Below are 12,879 nucleotides of genomic sequence, written 5' to 3' on the forward strand. Positions count from 1 at the left end.
TGCAGCGACCGGTCACTTACGTGCGACACGCAGCCATCAACGCAGTCAGAACGCCACCGACAACTCGCGCAGTTAGGATCTCGATGCTAGTGTCTGCTCATGTCGTCACAGATACCTAAGCAGGTGCGTGCGCGTGGAGCCTACCGGGCAAAATCGGCAGTATTCATGCCGCCAGGTCAACAGTTACAGGTGAATATCGACACGGGGGATCAAATAGTCTCCGTTCGCATGGGAAACTACAATGCGCATGGCACAATTGGTAAAGTCCCGAACGGGATCTGGATCTTCGGCGAAGGATCTGGGGCTGATATCTACGATGCCGAACATCGCTTCAGAAATGCGGTCGAAGACAGTGTGGCGGTAGTTAGCTTTCTCACGAACGCGGCAACAGAAGAACCGACGCTGGAAATTCTCTACGAGGTTACACCAGAATCCGAAGAGCATGATGCGTTATTTCTGTCCCAAACAGATCGCTACTCGGTACCCCCTTCCGTGGTACGCGAGTCACCAAAATTCGTACGTGCAGGGATGAAGGCTTTGGCGGAGCATGAATACTCTGAGACGCTCTGGCAAGGGATTAGCCGCTACATGACAGCGCTGCGCCATTGGGGCAAAGGAGAGGGCCTGATGTCGTTTGCCTTCCTTTACATGGCCATGGAAGCACTCACGCCAATCGCGCGCGTGCCATTGCTTGAACAGTTTGGCGGCGCGGATGGCCTCGCCGAGCACTGGGGAATTGATAAAAGACAGGTCGACGCAGAAATTCGTAAGCGAATTCTCTTTGACGGGGATCTTGGTCTCTACAAGTCCGCGAGAAAAGCAAGCGACTCCCTGGAGCATGGGTATGGAGAGATAGACGCAATCATCAAGGTAGCTGCGCGTCACGTGAAGAAGCTCGCTGGGAGAGTTCGGTCCTACATTGTGCAACAACTTTTCGCGGGAGGGCGGAGGACGGTTCTCCTGTCAGATAACTACAACTTTCCGCTTAGCTGCCTCCCGGCAACGATCACCATCCGGGGAATGTTGACCGGAAGCAGAAGCGATCTCGTCAATCCCGTTCACCCGCCAACCGTGCGTTTTACTGCGGAGGCCACGCATATGCTTCGCGACCGAGGACTCGACTGGCGAGTGCAGTGGAGGGTATCCGACCTCGAGCAACCTAAAGCGGGGGGCGTTACATTCACGCGTACAGCTGACGGCCAAAATGCTTTTGAAGTCGACGGGGTGCCTATGTCTGATTTGGGAGGAGTCCACGATTGATGGTCGACCGGCCACCCATTCAATGTGCTTATCGAACATCCCGCGCTAATGTTCGAGGCTACGCGTCGTAAATGCATCAAAGCGATCGTCGCGAGACGAGCAGTTTGAAGCCGTTCGAGTTGGGCTAAGCGCAACTTTTGCCAGCAGACTCGATGTGAGGCTCGTCCCGTCAGCGCATAACGCACTTCGTTCTACTAGCGCGACCTCTTCAGAGTCTCTTCGGTGGTGCAATGCTCGTCGTGTCCCCGTTGCGGGCTGGACGTCGTTGCCTGGCCGATCCATCAGACTCGACCGGCCCGGATCAGCGCGGCGTCGACGCCAGGTAGGCCTCGAGGGACTGCGGGGCGACTCCGGTCACGGACTCGACGGCGTCGCTAACGGAGGCCATGCCGCCGCTCGCGACCGCGGTGTAGGTGCTCACCCAGGCGTCGACCTGCCAATCGGGGGCGCCGTAGACGGCGCGCGACGCGTAGGCCTCCTCGAGGCTCTCGTCGTGGAACGAGACCTCGCGGGCGCGGACACGGGCGATCGTCGCGGCGATCTCCGCGAAGCTCAGCGCCTCGGGGCCGGTGAGGTCGTAGGTGCGTCCGGCGTGCGCGGAGGGGTCGCGCAGGACGGCCACCGCGGTGCGGGCCACGTCGGCGCGCGACACGATCGCGACGCGTCCGGCGCCTCCGGGGCCGCGGATCACTCCGTCCTCGCCCACCAGCGCCTCCATGAAGTCGATGTAGAAGCTGTCGCGCAGGAACGTCCACGCCATGCCGGACGCCCGGATGTGCTCCTCCGTCGCCCCGTGATCGCGCGCGAGGGTGAAGACCGCGTCGGGGGCGGCGGCGATGAACGACGTGTAGACGATGTGCCGGACGCCGGCGGCGGCTGCGGCGTCGACGAAGGTGCGGTGCTGGTCGAGGCGGTCGGCGCTCTCGGACGCGGACACCATGAAGAGGGTCTCCACGCCGGTGAGGGCCTCGATCGAGGCGGGCCGATCGCTGTAGCTGAAGGGATGGACGGTGGAGTCCGGCAGCTGCGGGGCCTTCGCGGGGGTGCGGGCGAGCAGCCGCTGGGCGACTCCGTCGGCGGCGAGCGCGCGGGCGACGGAGCCGCCGAGGACGCCGGTGACGCCCGTCACGGCGAGGGTGGGGAGGGTGGTCATGAAGGGTCCTTCCGGGGACGGCGAGCCGGCTCAGGCGCCCTGGACGTGCTCGTCCTGCTCGAAGAACCAGTCTGGACGGATCGCGACCAGGTCGGGAAGTTCAGCGGTCTCCAGGGAGAGCCCGGTGTCAGTCCGCCGCGACGCGGGGACCGAGGCTCTGGCGGCCGATGACCTTCAGCAGGTCGAGCTTGCTGCGGCTCTCACCGCTGCCGCCCGGGTTGAGGAGGAGGAGCGTCTGCGAGCGGTCCTCGGTGAAGAGCATCTGCGCGTCGATCTCGATCGGTCCGAGCTCGGGGTGCAGGAGGATCCTGCAGTCGTCGTAGCTGCGCGCGACCTCGTGCAGCTGCCAGAGGCGGGCGAACTCGGCACTGCGCTTCGAGAGCTCGGCCGCGAGCGTCACGGCCCGCGCGGTGTCGCTGCCCGACGTCGTGGCCATCCGCAGGCGGGCGACGAGGAACCTGCCGTGCTCCTCCTGCGCGTCGACGGGGTAGGGGCGGCGCTCGTCGGGATCGGTGAACCAGCGGTGGAAGCCGCTCCGGTCCGCGCCGGTGAATCTCGTCTCGTCGCCGATCAGCGCGATGGCGAGCGGATTCATCGCGAGGGTGTCGTGGAGGTCGTTCTGCACGAGGCAGGGCACGTCGGTCAGCCCGTCGAGCACGCTCATCAGTGCCGGGCTCACGTGGTCGGAGTGGACCGACCTGCCCGGCGCATTGTGCCCGATGAGGGCGAACAGGTGGTCGCGCTCGTCGAGGGTCAGGCGGAGCGCCCGGGCGAGCGCCGCGGCGATCTGCGTCGACGGGACGGGAGCGCGCTGCTGCTCGAGACGGGCGTAGTAGTCGGTGGACATGCCGGCCAGCTGCGCGACCTCCTCGCGGCGCAGTCCCGGGGCGCGCCGCCGCGGCCCCTCCGACAGCCCGACGTCGCGCGGGCGCAGCAGTTCGCGGCGCGAACGGAGGAATTCGGCGAGCAGTCGTCTGTCCATCCGCTCATGATGGGCCCGGAGCCGGAGCGGAGCCAGGGATCGGCGATCCCCCGCTCCCCGGCTCAGGCCCGGTCAGAGGCTGCTGAGCGAGCTCACGAGGCCGGCGTAGGTGCCGTTCGCCGCGGCGTCGCGCGCCCAGCGGGCGTTCTCGACGACCAGCTCGCGGGCGTCCGGGTTCTCGCGCAGCAGCGCGAGCACTTCGGACACGTACTCGTCGAGCGGCATGGCCTGCTGGCTGTCCTCCTGACCGAGCAGGGCCGTCCGGACCGCGGGCGGCACGATCTCGACGACCTGCACACCCGCTCCTGCGAGCGCGATGCGGGCGCTCTCGGTGAACGAGTGGAGCGCGGCCTTCGTGGCGCTATAGGTCGGGGTCGCCGCCCACGGCACGAAGGCGAGCGCAGAGGAGAGGGTGAGGATCGCGGCACCGTCCCTGCCTGCCAGGACCGGGGCGAACGCGTAGACCATCCGGATCGTGCCGAGCAGGTTGGTCTGCACGTGCTGCTCGGCGATGCCGACGTCGGACGGATCGAGCAGGTCCTCCCTCAGCATGATCCCGGCGTTGTTGACGAGGACGTTCAGGTCGGGGTGAGTGAGTTCCAGGCTCGCGCGGGCCCGGGCGATCGACTCCGGATCGGCGATGTCGAGCTCGATCGCGTGGAGTCCGGGGTGCTCGGTCGTGAGGGCGTCCAGGAGCGCCCGGCGCCGCCCCGCGACGATCACGGTGTTACCGGCGTCGTGCAGGCGGAGGGCGAGCGCGAGGCCGATGCCCGAGGTGCCGCCGGTGATGAGGATGGTGTTCCCGGTGAGGTTCATGTGGTCGAGCTCCTTCGTCGTACCGCCCCTGGTCGGGCGGCCCGAGCGACCCTAGGCCCGTCCGGCGAGGCGAGGCAGAGACCGGTCGTCCGGGGATGGACCATCCCCGGATCGGGTCGGCGGGCGTATGCTCGTGGTGATACGGAGACAGTCTCCGATAAGAACGGAGCGGCCGTGCCTCCCACCGAGACGACGCGCAGCCGGGCGCCCAGGGCGGACGCCCAGCGCAATCGGGACCTGATCCTCGACACCGCCGAGCAGCACTTCGCCGAGCACGGCGTCCGCGGCTCGCTCGACGCGATCGCGAAGAGGGCCGGCATCGGTGCCGGAACCCTCTACCGGCACTTCCCGACCCGCGAGGCGCTCCTGGCGGCACTGCTCGCCGACCGCGACGACGCGCTCGTCGCCCGGCGTGAGGCGCTCCGCGACGGGTCGGTCGACCCGGCCGAGGCGCTCGACGGCTGGCTCCGCGCGGTCGTCGACTGGGCGGGAGCCTACGAGGGCCTCCCGGACCCGCTCCGCGCCGCGACGAACGCCGACTCGTCCCCCCTCGCGATCACCTGCGAGGGATTCGTCACCACGACGGCCGAGTTCCTCGACGCCGCGCAGCGCGACGGCCGAGCGCGCAGCGACGTCCGGGCGCGAGACCTCTTCCTCGCCGCGCTGGCCCAGAGCTGGGTGCGCGGCGCCGCACTGGCGGACCCCACGTCCGGCGCGGCTCTCGCCGAGCTCACCCGCAGCGGCTGGGAGACGTCCCCCGTCCCCGGCCGGGGCTGACCCCCACCACGACCACCCCTACGACCACCCCCTCACGAAGGAGACAGACATGACGCGCATCGGGATCATCGGCAGCGGAGACATCGGGAGCGGCATCGCCCGCCTGGCGATCGCCGCCGGGCACGAGGTGCTCCTCGCGAACTCACGCGGTCCGGAGTCGCTCCGCGACCTGATCGAGGAACTCGGTCCGCAGGCGCGGGCCGGCGACGCGCTCGAGGCCGCGGAGTTCGGGGACATCACGGTCCTCGCCGTGCCGCTGGGCGCCTACCCGGGCCTGCCCGAGGGCGCCCTCGACGGCCGCACCGTGCTCTCGACCGGCAACTACTACCCCCACCGCGACGGACGGATCGCCCGACTCGACACCCTCGAGCTGACCACCGCCGAGCTCGAGCAGGAGCTCCTCCCCGGCGCGGTCATCGTCAAGGCCTTCAACAACATCCTCTGGCACCACATCCCGAACCTCGCCCACTCGACCCCGCGCACCGCGCTCGCGGTCTCCGGGGACGACGAGCAGGCCAAGGCCGCCGTCTCGGCGCTGGTCGACGACCTCGGCTTCGAGCCGGTCGACGCGGGCACGCTCGCCGAGTCGTGGCGCACGGAGCCCGAGTCCGGCGCCTACACGCCGGTCTACGCCGCCGACCTCGAGGGCCTCGCGAAGGACTACCTCGCCGACCCGGGTGCGCCCGTGACCGCGGACCGGCTCCGCGAGATCATCGCCGCCTCGCACCGGGCGGACGTCGCCGCGCGCCAGTTCTGAGGACGCGGTAGAGGAGGGGGGCGGCTGCCCGCAATCCCCTCCCGACCCGCGCGCGGCTCCGGCACCGTGGTCGTCATGAGGAAGCTGCACTACTCCAGCGGGACCATGCTCGTCGCCGATGTCACCTGCAAGGCGGTCCTCCGCTACGCGCGCGCCCTGGCCGATGTCGGCAAGTCCGACGTGATCTCCGTCCCGGTGATCACCGAGGGTGGGAGCAGCGCCACGGCGCACCTCCTCATCGGACCCGCGAGCCAGCTGTGGTCGACGCCGGTCGAGAACAGCCACGGCGAGGAGCCGGTCGATGCGGAGGCCATCGCCCACATCGAGCAGGAGACGCGGCGGATGCAGCCCTCGCGGCCCGCCTGGAACGAGGAGATGACGGACCTGCCGGACCTGGACTTCCTCACGTACCCCGACCCCGCCTGAGACCTGTCGCCCCGGCTCAGAACAGGATGCGCAGCCGCGCGGGAGCGCTCACCGAGGGCGAGACGGAACTGCTCCCGCCGTACTCGACCGTGACGAGGTGCCTCCCTCGCGGCAGCCGCGGCAGCAGCACCGAGGCGCGACTCCGCGTATCGGTGCCGACCGCCGCCGTCGCGACCACTTCCCCGTCGACGAGGAAGGTCACGGGCCCGGCCGGGGAGGACGCGTCCGGCACGGTGACGACAGCGGTCGCGCGGACCCGCTGCACCGAGAGGGCGGTGCTCAGCGCCAGCCCGATCCGCGTCGAGGAGTCCGCGAGGGGTGCATCGGCGCTGACGTCGAAGCCTCCCCACCACACCGTCCGGTCGCTCGTCTCCCCGTCCGGGAACTCGTCCGTCGTCGGTCCGGTCGCGAAGCGCGCGTAGAGGATCTCGTCGTTGAAGAGGGGGTACACGTCGGTGGGAAGGGTGAAGGTCAGCGTGGATCCGTCGGCCGAGACCACCGCATCCTCCGAGAAGTAGAGGTAGTCGAATCCGATCCGGGGGTCGCCGAGCCCGAACGCGCCCTTCAGGGTCTGATCCGGGAGGAACGTGCCCGTCGGCCCCGTCACGCGGACCGCGTCTCCGAGACGGGCCGGCACCACGGTCGGCTGCTCGGGGCTGACGTAGTTGTACGAGTGGCGCGACCAGGCCGTCGACGGATCGTTCGGCAGCGTCTTCGTCGCGCTCCCGCCGGCGACCGCGGTCAGACTCCAGCGGACGTAGAAGCCCGAGTAGTACTCCTCCTGGCCCGTCGTGCAGGTCACCTCCACGAGGTCGCCGGGATCGACGGTGAAGTCGGCGGGGAGGGTGATGGTCGGCGACTCCGCCCACTCCGCCTCGGTCCTGGTCTGCTCGACGTACTCCTGCTGCGAGGTCGAGGACCAGCAGCGGACCGTCTCGTCGACGGGCAGACCGGGATCGGCGACGAAGGTGCGCACTCCGCTGTCGACGGACAGAGGCTCGTCGAAGCTGCCGAAGTGCCAGTAGTGGTAGGACTCCGGAGGAGTCGTGGTGAACTCGATCGGATCCGCGGGGGCCGCGTTCGCCGCGAGGGGTGCCGACACCATCGCGATCACCGCGATGCACGCCACGACCAGCGCCTCGATCGACCGTCTCATCAGCCAGCTCCTCACGATCGCCACGACGCGCGCCTCCCGGCCTGCACCGTTGCGGACCCGTGGTCGGTCCCACAGTAGGGAAGGACGTCCCGGCGCGATAGCTGTCGTGCCCGCCGGATCCGGGCCGCACCACTCGTCCCCGTCGCTTGACACCGTCTCGAGCGCCTCATCATCATTCAGGGACGATCGGCGGCGGCGAGCCGCCGGCACCCCGAGAGGAACGGCGCACCGATGCCCACCATGATCTTCGTCAACCTGGCCGTGGACGATCTCGCCCGCTCCCGCTCGTTCTTCGAATCGCTCGGCTACTCGATCAACGAGGGCTTCAGCGACGAGAACGCCGTCAGCGTGGTGATCAGCGACACGATCGTCGCCATGCTGCTGACCCGGGAGTTCTTCGCCGAGTTCACCAGCAAGTCGATCATCGACGCCACCACCTCGACCGAGGTGCAGCTCGCCCTCAGCGCCGAGAGCAAGGAGGAGGTCGACGCGATCCACGCGAAGGCCCTCGCCGCGGGCGCGACGCCCGCCGGCGAGCAGGACCACGGGTTCATGTACTCGAAGAGCTTCGACGACCCGGACGGCCACCACTGGGACTTCGTCTGGATGGACCCGGCGGCGGCCGGCGGCGCGCCGGAGCTGACCCTCGAGGAGATGCGGGAGAACACGACGCACAGCTGAGCCGCGCCGGCCCCGGATCAGCCGACGGGCGCGGGAGGCGTCGTGCAGCGCTCGGACAGGTCGGAGTAGACGAGCCCGTCCGGCAGATCGGCGCGGAACGCCCTCCGCGTCTCGTCGTCGTCGAGGACGGACCAGTGCACCTCGTCCTGCACCTCGGGCTCGAACTTGTCCCACTCGAACCAGTTGACCATCCGGATGCTCGGGAACCGCGTCGCGACGTCCTCCGAGAGGACCTGCCGCCACCAGGCCTGCTTGATCGCGAGCTCCCCCTCCGGGTCGCCCCGCGGCACGACGAGCGCCGCCGTCTCGGGGATCGCGACGGGCTTCCCGTGCTCGACTCCGTACGTCCGGTAGAAGTCCGGCGCCGCCGTCTCGTCACCCGCAGCCCCGCTGTAGGTGCCGGTCAGCTGCGCGGCGAACTTGCCGGGCTCGGGCAGCTCGTTCTCGCCCCACGGATGCGCGGAGCCCCAGTGGTAGAGCGACATGCCCACCCAGTCGACGGCGTCGTCGCCCGGGTAGTACGGCGCGTAGGGGTCGTCGTCGAGGGTGAGGACCCCGTCGCCGGTCGTGTCGAGCAGGGCGAAGTCCGCGGTCCCCGGCTGCGCGGCGGAGGCACCTCCTGAGAAGGGGTACCCCTCGGCACTGTTGGGCGCCCACATCATCGCCGTCCCGGGAGCGTCCGCGTGCACGGCCGCCGCCACCCGCCGGAACGTCTCGACGTACGCCGTCGGCTGCTGCCCCCACGCGTACCAGGAGCCGTTCATCTCGTGCGCGAACCGCACGATGACCGGCACGCCCCGCTCGTTCACCGCGGCGGCCAGGTCGGCGATGTCGGCAGCGACGTCGTCGGTCACCGCGGCGAGACCGCCGATCGACTCCAGGGTGAGCAGGAGCGTCCCGCCGTTCACCCGCAGCTGCTCGGCGGCCGCGTGCACCTCGTCGCGCTCCCCCGCGGTCAGCGGGAGATCGGCGAAGGCCACCGCGACGGACGGGCGCTCGCCCAGAGCCGTGCTGTACTCCTTCAGCGTCTCGGCTCCCCAGTCCAGGTTCACTCCGAAGAGCGTGCCCTCCGCGGGCACGATCTCGGCGGCGGGGCGGACGACGCACGACGCGATCGCCCCGGCGGACGGGCCCGAGCATCCGACGAGCCCGGACACCACTGCCGCGAGGGCGAGCGCGGAGAGGCGTCGGAAGCGGGGCACGTTTCACGGTAACCGCCTACCCGATGGCTGCCGGGTGCTGCGGATCCCCTCTGCGGCCCCCCATCAGCGGGTCACGGCAGGGCGGAAAGGCTCTTCGTGCGGTCGCCCCAGCGGTGGGAACGCGGACCGGGGCACCCCGTTCGGGCGCCGTGTGCCGGACCGCGACAGGATGGGTCCTGCCTCCGCAGCACCGCGGCCGCTCGAGAGAGGAACCGACGTGGGACTGTTCTCCCGACGACGTCCGGCCGACCCGGATCCCGTTCCCGTGGTCGTCGATCCGGTGGCGGGGACCGCGCGCGTCGGTGCCGACGCCGTGCCGCTGTACCCGCTGGTGATGGACGATCGCGCCGCCGCATCCCTGCGCTCTCGGTCCGACGGCCCGCTGCTCAGAGTGCACGACTCGGGACTGATCGTGGCGTACGTCCTCGAGCGGGAGGCGGCGTGGGAGTACGTCACCCCGGCGACGGCGGAGCGGCTCGGCCTCACCGAGGCGGCGGTCGCGGAGGAGTCGCTCGCCTGGCTCGCGCGCATCGCCCCCGTCGCGTCGGGCGGCGACGGGCGGTTCCGCCTCGAGATGCCGGAGGGCAGCGAGGACCTCGCGGCGTCCCTGATCCTGCGCGCGGACGTCGTGCACGCGCTCGTGGACGAGTTCGTGGCCGGCGACCCGGTGGTCGCGATCGGGCAGCGCGTCGCGATGCACCTCTGCGGGACGGACGACGCCGAGGCTGTCGAGGGCCTCCGCGAGCTCGCCCGCGGCCTCTACGAGTCCGGCGACGCCGCTCCGGTCAGCACCGCTCTCTACCGGCTCGGCGCCGACGGATCCGCCCGCCCCTGGTGACGCGGTCGTGTCGCCTCCACGGGCGACCGTGCCACCGCAATCCCCTGCGCCGGCGGACCGACGCGAGTACAACGAGAGGATGCAGCGCATCTTCTACGCCGGCGACTCCGTCCTCACCGGGACCGACATCGCCCAGGCCGTCCTCGCCTACGCCCAGGCACTCGCGGGGAAGCAGTCGTCGGCGACGGTGGACATCCCGGTGCTGCTGTCGACCGGCGAGCGCGGCGAGGCCTCCATCCTGATCGGCCCTTCCAGCCAGCTCTTCTCCGAGACACCCGAGGAGGAGTCGGCGAGCGAGCTCACCGACGACGCCCTCGTGCAGCACCTCACCGAACTCGCCGGCGCTCTCGGAGTCGCGCGGCCCGTGGTCGAGTCGGCCGCCGACATCGCCGCGCAGCACCGCGACGACGTCGATCTCGACCTCGACTTCGACCCGCCGACCCACGCACGGGAGTGAGTACCAGGCCGCTCGGGCGTTGAGACGGGTCCCCCGCACCACCGCCCGCGGGTCGGACGCCGACACGCTCCCGCGCTCGGCGAATCAGACGGGATCCTCCGTCACGCGGAGCCCGCCCGGGGAGTAGGAGTCGGCGACCCATCGCCTGACCCTGTCCCCGTCGATCACGACCGCCGGCCCGCTGCCGTAGCGGAAGCAGAGCGCGATCCTGGGATCCAGCCAGATCGAGGAGCGGCCGTTGCCCACGTTCGGCAGGTCCTTCCAGGAGAGGTAGAACGATTCACCTCGGCGCAGCCGGATCCCGATCACGGCTTGCAGATGAGCGAGGACGCGGTCGTCGAAGTGCACGTCGAGCCGCGAGTCGTAGACGAGTCGTCCCATGAGGATCCTGCCGTCGGGTGCATCCGGGGTGGATGCCGTTGCCACGCGAAGGGGGTCCGGATGGGGTCGGGGTGGAGGCTACGCCCAACGACCCGGCGCGCGTGTGCTTTCTCCGACAATCGACGCGCATCTGCGCCGTCGACGCGAAGACCGGACCCGGCACCCCACCGCTCGCGGGACTTCGAGTCGTTCCGGGCGAGCAGTATCGGGCGGTCTCGTCCGCACCCCCGGCCGAGGCGTAGGGTCCGAGCATGACCGCACTCCTCAGCACCGCGACGGGTGTCTCCACCCCGCCCCCACGCCCCTCCGCATCGCTGGCCGCCGTCGACGCCGGGTCGCACCGACTCGGCGCAGACGCCGACGGTCTCCTCGAGGAGGCCGCTCGACACGCGCGCTTCTGGGCGTCCTACGACGCCGACCCCCGCTCCTCCACCGCCTGGGCCGACGCGGCGACCTCGACCTGGCGGCGCCCCGACCGCAGGGCGATCACTCCGGTCCGCGAGGGCCTGGACCAGTGGGACGGCGAGGGCGGCTACGACCCCGAATGATCACCACCCCTGCTCGATGAGGTACTCGGCGTCAGTTCTCCAGGGCGACGGATGGCCGCCACGGGCGGCGGTGCCGGGACGGGACCCGTTCGCGGTCACCGCGGCGGGCGGATCCGTCACGGCGCCTGCGACGAGGCGGGAGGATCGGTGCCGTCCGACCGCCGGATCCCCCTCGGCTCGTCTGTGACGACCATGTCCCGGCCGAGCCCCGGCCTCAGAAGCTCATGCAGCCACAGCCGGTTGAGGACGACCAGTCGAGAATCGTCGAAACGGTACTCGAGCAGCGCGGCGGGCTGGACGAGGATCGCGTGCGAGCGGTACTCCGCCTCGTGAAGCGTCCGCCAGGTCAGCCGGAACGGAACTCCTCGCGATATCCGCATGCCGACGGCCGTCCGCACGTGCGAGAGCGTCCGGTCGTCGAACTCGATCCGGCGGCGCCATGCGCCGAAGATCAGTGCACCCATGGTCACGTCCTCTTTCCTCGGTCGAGCGGCCCGCGGAAGCGCGGTGCAGCCGGCGCGGAGATCCGCGGGATCGAATCCGCGACAGGAGCGGACAGGTCATGAGAACCGAAGTAGGGAGGTGACCGACGCTACTCCCCCTGAAGGCGGAGGACGTCCGGATGCCCGAGTCCCGTCGGTCCGGCTGCCCCTGCGCCGCGTAGTGGTCCTTCCGCGCCTGTGATGCGTGCCGACGCGTTGCCCCGAGACAGGAACGGCATACCTTCTGTCCGCCTAGCCTCGCAAGCCCCGTGCACGGACCCGTCGTCCGTACTGACACTGAGGGAGTGCAGCAGCCGACCGACGCCTCGACGGGCATCCCGACCACCGACGGAGGCACCCGCTTCCGGATGCGCAGCGTTCGCCGCCCCGACTCGAAGCTCGACGCGTTCTGATGCCGACATCCGGCTCCTGTCCCGGAGACAGCGACGCTCCGAACCCGCCGGACGAACCGACGATCGTCTCGTCCGCACTGTCGCGGCACGCGGCCGTCGTGCACCAGGCCGCCGGCTTCGTGGGCGCCGGCCTGCGGGTCTCCCCCGACGACGCGCTCGCGATCCTCGAGCGCGAGGCGCGGCGGCTCCGGATCGACCTCGCCGTCCTGTCCGCCGACATCGTCGAGCGTCGCCGCCCTCTCCCCGCTGCGGACTGATCGCCCCCTCCTCGCTGGTCGAGCAGCCCCGAACCGCTCGCTGGTCGAACAGCCCCGAACTGCTTGCTGGTCGAACAGCCCCGAACTGCTTGCTGGTCGAACAGCCCCGAACTGCTTGCTGGTCGAACAGCCCCGAACTGCTTGCTGGTCGAGTAGCCCCGAAGGGGCGTATCGAGACCCACGTCCCCCCGAAGATCTGCCTCCTCTCCTCTCCTCTCCTCTCCTCTCCTCCCCGCCCCGCACTCCAGCCGACCCGCACTCCAGCCGACCGCGCCCCCTCCGCTGGCTACGCT

16 protein-coding genes are annotated in these 12,879 nt (G+C 70.0%); 9 read left to right on the plus strand and 7 right to left on the minus strand.

The window, feature by feature from the left end; translation table 11 throughout:
* The first annotated feature begins 99 nt into the window (after nt 1–99).
* Entirely contained in the window at nt 100–1,260 is a 1,161-nt protein-coding gene (locus tag C1I63_RS19330; RefSeq protein WP_146168326.1) for a hypothetical protein, read from the plus strand.
* 301 nt (nt 1,261–1,561) lie between these two features.
* Here the strand turns inward: C1I63_RS19330 and C1I63_RS00480 are convergent, their stop codons facing one another.
* The 3 genes from C1I63_RS00480 to C1I63_RS00490 form a co-directional block, all read right to left on the minus strand.
* On the minus strand, nt 1,562–2,413 hold the full coding sequence (locus C1I63_RS00480; RefSeq protein ID WP_107573355.1) for an SDR family oxidoreductase: 852 nt from the start codon (nt 2,411–2,413) through the stop codon (nt 1,562–1,564).
* Nucleotides 2,414–2,540: 127 nt separating this feature from the next.
* Complete coding sequence (locus C1I63_RS00485) at nt 2,541–3,395, minus strand: helix-turn-helix transcriptional regulator (RefSeq protein WP_107573356.1); 855 nt, start codon at nt 3,393–3,395, stop codon at nt 2,541–2,543.
* 72 nt (nt 3,396–3,467) lie between these two features.
* A complete protein-coding gene (locus C1I63_RS00490; protein WP_107573357.1) occupies nt 3,468–4,211 on the minus strand; it encodes an SDR family oxidoreductase in 744 nt (247 codons plus the stop codon).
* 174 nt (nt 4,212–4,385) lie between these two features.
* On the opposite strand from C1I63_RS00490, the gene C1I63_RS00495 reads away from it, so the two are divergent.
* The 3 genes from C1I63_RS00495 (at nt 4,386) to C1I63_RS00505 (ending at nt 6,171) form a co-directional block, all read left to right on the plus strand.
* On the plus strand, nt 4,386–4,988 hold the full coding sequence (locus C1I63_RS00495; RefSeq protein WP_107573358.1) for a TetR/AcrR family transcriptional regulator: 603 nt from the start codon (nt 4,386–4,388) through the stop codon (nt 4,986–4,988).
* A gap of 49 nt (nt 4,989–5,037) precedes the next feature.
* On the plus strand, nt 5,038–5,745 hold the full coding sequence (locus C1I63_RS00500) for an NADPH-dependent F420 reductase (RefSeq protein WP_107573359.1): 708 nt from the start codon (nt 5,038–5,040) through the stop codon (nt 5,743–5,745).
* Nucleotides 5,746–5,820: 75 nt separating this feature from the next.
* Complete coding sequence (locus C1I63_RS00505) at nt 5,821–6,171, plus strand: hypothetical protein (RefSeq protein WP_139344463.1); 351 nt, start codon at nt 5,821–5,823, stop codon at nt 6,169–6,171.
* A 16-nt stretch (nt 6,172–6,187) separates the two neighbouring features.
* Here the strand turns inward: C1I63_RS00505 and C1I63_RS00510 are convergent, their stop codons facing one another.
* Entirely contained in the window at nt 6,188–7,327 is a 1,140-nt protein-coding gene (locus tag C1I63_RS00510; protein ID WP_146168327.1) for an Ig-like domain-containing protein, read from the minus strand.
* A gap of 231 nt (nt 7,328–7,558) precedes the next feature.
* On the opposite strand from C1I63_RS00510, the gene C1I63_RS00515 reads away from it, so the two are divergent.
* The gene (locus C1I63_RS00515) at nt 7,559–8,008 is read left to right on the plus strand and encodes a VOC family protein (RefSeq protein WP_107573361.1); all 450 of its coding nucleotides are present in this window, start codon (nt 7,559–7,561) and stop codon (nt 8,006–8,008) included.
* Nucleotides 8,009–8,025: 17 nt separating this feature from the next.
* Here C1I63_RS00515 and C1I63_RS00520 read toward each other — a convergent pair whose 3' ends face one another.
* Nucleotides 8,026–9,210 carry a glycoside hydrolase family 26 protein gene (locus C1I63_RS00520; protein ID WP_244906935.1) on the minus strand — a complete coding sequence of 395 codons (1,185 nt, stop codon included), beginning with the start codon at nt 9,208–9,210 and terminating at the stop codon, nt 8,026–8,028.
* Between the two features lie 217 nt (nt 9,211–9,427).
* Here C1I63_RS00520 and C1I63_RS00525 point away from each other — a divergent pair, with 217 nt between their 5' ends.
* Both C1I63_RS00525 and C1I63_RS00530 read left to right on the plus strand, forming a co-directional pair.
* On the plus strand, nt 9,428–10,048 hold the full coding sequence (locus tag C1I63_RS00525; protein WP_107573362.1) for a hypothetical protein: 621 nt from the start codon (nt 9,428–9,430) through the stop codon (nt 10,046–10,048).
* A 79-nt stretch (nt 10,049–10,127) separates the two neighbouring features.
* Nucleotides 10,128–10,505 carry a hypothetical protein gene (locus C1I63_RS00530; protein ID WP_107573363.1) on the plus strand — a complete coding sequence of 126 codons (378 nt, stop codon included), beginning with the start codon at nt 10,128–10,130 and terminating at the stop codon, nt 10,503–10,505.
* 84 nt (nt 10,506–10,589) lie between these two features.
* Here C1I63_RS00530 and C1I63_RS00535 read toward each other — a convergent pair whose 3' ends face one another.
* The gene (locus tag C1I63_RS00535; RefSeq protein ID WP_107573364.1) at nt 10,590–10,886 is read right to left on the minus strand and encodes a DUF7882 family protein; all 297 of its coding nucleotides are present in this window, start codon (nt 10,884–10,886) and stop codon (nt 10,590–10,592) included.
* Nucleotides 10,887–11,137: 251 nt separating this feature from the next.
* Between C1I63_RS00535 and C1I63_RS00540 the strand changes: the two genes are divergently transcribed.
* Nucleotides 11,138–11,434 carry a hypothetical protein gene (locus C1I63_RS00540; protein WP_107573365.1) on the plus strand — a complete coding sequence of 99 codons (297 nt, stop codon included), beginning with the start codon at nt 11,138–11,140 and terminating at the stop codon, nt 11,432–11,434.
* 116 nt (nt 11,435–11,550) lie between these two features.
* Here the strand turns inward: C1I63_RS00540 and C1I63_RS00545 are convergent, their stop codons facing one another.
* Complete coding sequence (locus tag C1I63_RS00545) at nt 11,551–11,898, minus strand: DUF7882 family protein (RefSeq protein ID WP_107573366.1); 348 nt, start codon at nt 11,896–11,898, stop codon at nt 11,551–11,553.
* 430 nt (nt 11,899–12,328) lie between these two features.
* Between C1I63_RS00545 and C1I63_RS00550 the strand changes: the two genes are divergently transcribed.
* Complete coding sequence (locus C1I63_RS00550; protein WP_107573367.1) at nt 12,329–12,586, plus strand: ANTAR domain-containing protein; 258 nt, start codon at nt 12,329–12,331, stop codon at nt 12,584–12,586.
* The last annotated feature ends 293 nt before the right edge of the window (nt 12,587–12,879 follow it).

Origin of the sequence: Rathayibacter caricis DSM 15933 (assembly GCF_003044275.1) — a bacterium.
GTDB classification, from domain to species: Bacteria; Actinomycetota; Actinomycetes; order Actinomycetales; family Microbacteriaceae; genus Rathayibacter; species Rathayibacter caricis.

What these genes read in the sequence shown, in the direction of transcription:
- C1I63_RS00500 (WP_107573359.1), top strand. Translation starts at nt 5,038, where the DNA reads ATGACGCGCATCGGGATCATCGGCAGCGGAGACATCGGGAGCGGCATC.
- C1I63_RS00490 (WP_107573357.1), bottom strand. Translation starts at nt 4,211, where the DNA reads ATGAACCTCACCGGGAACACCATCCTCATCACCGGCGGCACCTCGGGC.
- C1I63_RS00550 (WP_107573367.1), top strand. Translation starts at nt 12,329, where the DNA reads ATGCCGACATCCGGCTCCTGTCCCGGAGACAGCGACGCTCCGAACCCG.
- C1I63_RS00505 (WP_139344463.1), top strand. Translation starts at nt 5,821, where the DNA reads ATGAGGAAGCTGCACTACTCCAGCGGGACCATGCTCGTCGCCGATGTC.
- C1I63_RS00545 (WP_107573366.1), bottom strand. Translation starts at nt 11,898, where the DNA reads ATGGGTGCACTGATCTTCGGCGCATGGCGCCGCCGGATCGAGTTCGAC.
- C1I63_RS00535 (WP_107573364.1), bottom strand. Translation starts at nt 10,886, where the DNA reads ATGGGACGACTCGTCTACGACTCGCGGCTCGACGTGCACTTCGACGAC.
- C1I63_RS00480 (WP_107573355.1), bottom strand. Translation starts at nt 2,413, where the DNA reads ATGACCACCCTCCCCACCCTCGCCGTGACGGGCGTCACCGGCGTCCTC.
- C1I63_RS19330 (WP_146168326.1), top strand. Translation starts at nt 100, where the DNA reads ATGTCGTCACAGATACCTAAGCAGGTGCGTGCGCGTGGAGCCTACCGG.
- C1I63_RS00510 (WP_146168327.1), bottom strand. Translation starts at nt 7,327, where the DNA reads ATGAGACGGTCGATCGAGGCGCTGGTCGTGGCGTGCATCGCGGTGATC.
- C1I63_RS00515 (WP_107573361.1), top strand. Translation starts at nt 7,559, where the DNA reads ATGCCCACCATGATCTTCGTCAACCTGGCCGTGGACGATCTCGCCCGC.
- C1I63_RS00530 (WP_107573363.1), top strand. Translation starts at nt 10,128, where the DNA reads ATGCAGCGCATCTTCTACGCCGGCGACTCCGTCCTCACCGGGACCGAC.
- C1I63_RS00485 (WP_107573356.1), bottom strand. Translation starts at nt 3,395, where the DNA reads ATGGACAGACGACTGCTCGCCGAATTCCTCCGTTCGCGCCGCGAACTG.
- C1I63_RS00540 (WP_107573365.1), top strand. Translation starts at nt 11,138, where the DNA reads ATGACCGCACTCCTCAGCACCGCGACGGGTGTCTCCACCCCGCCCCCA.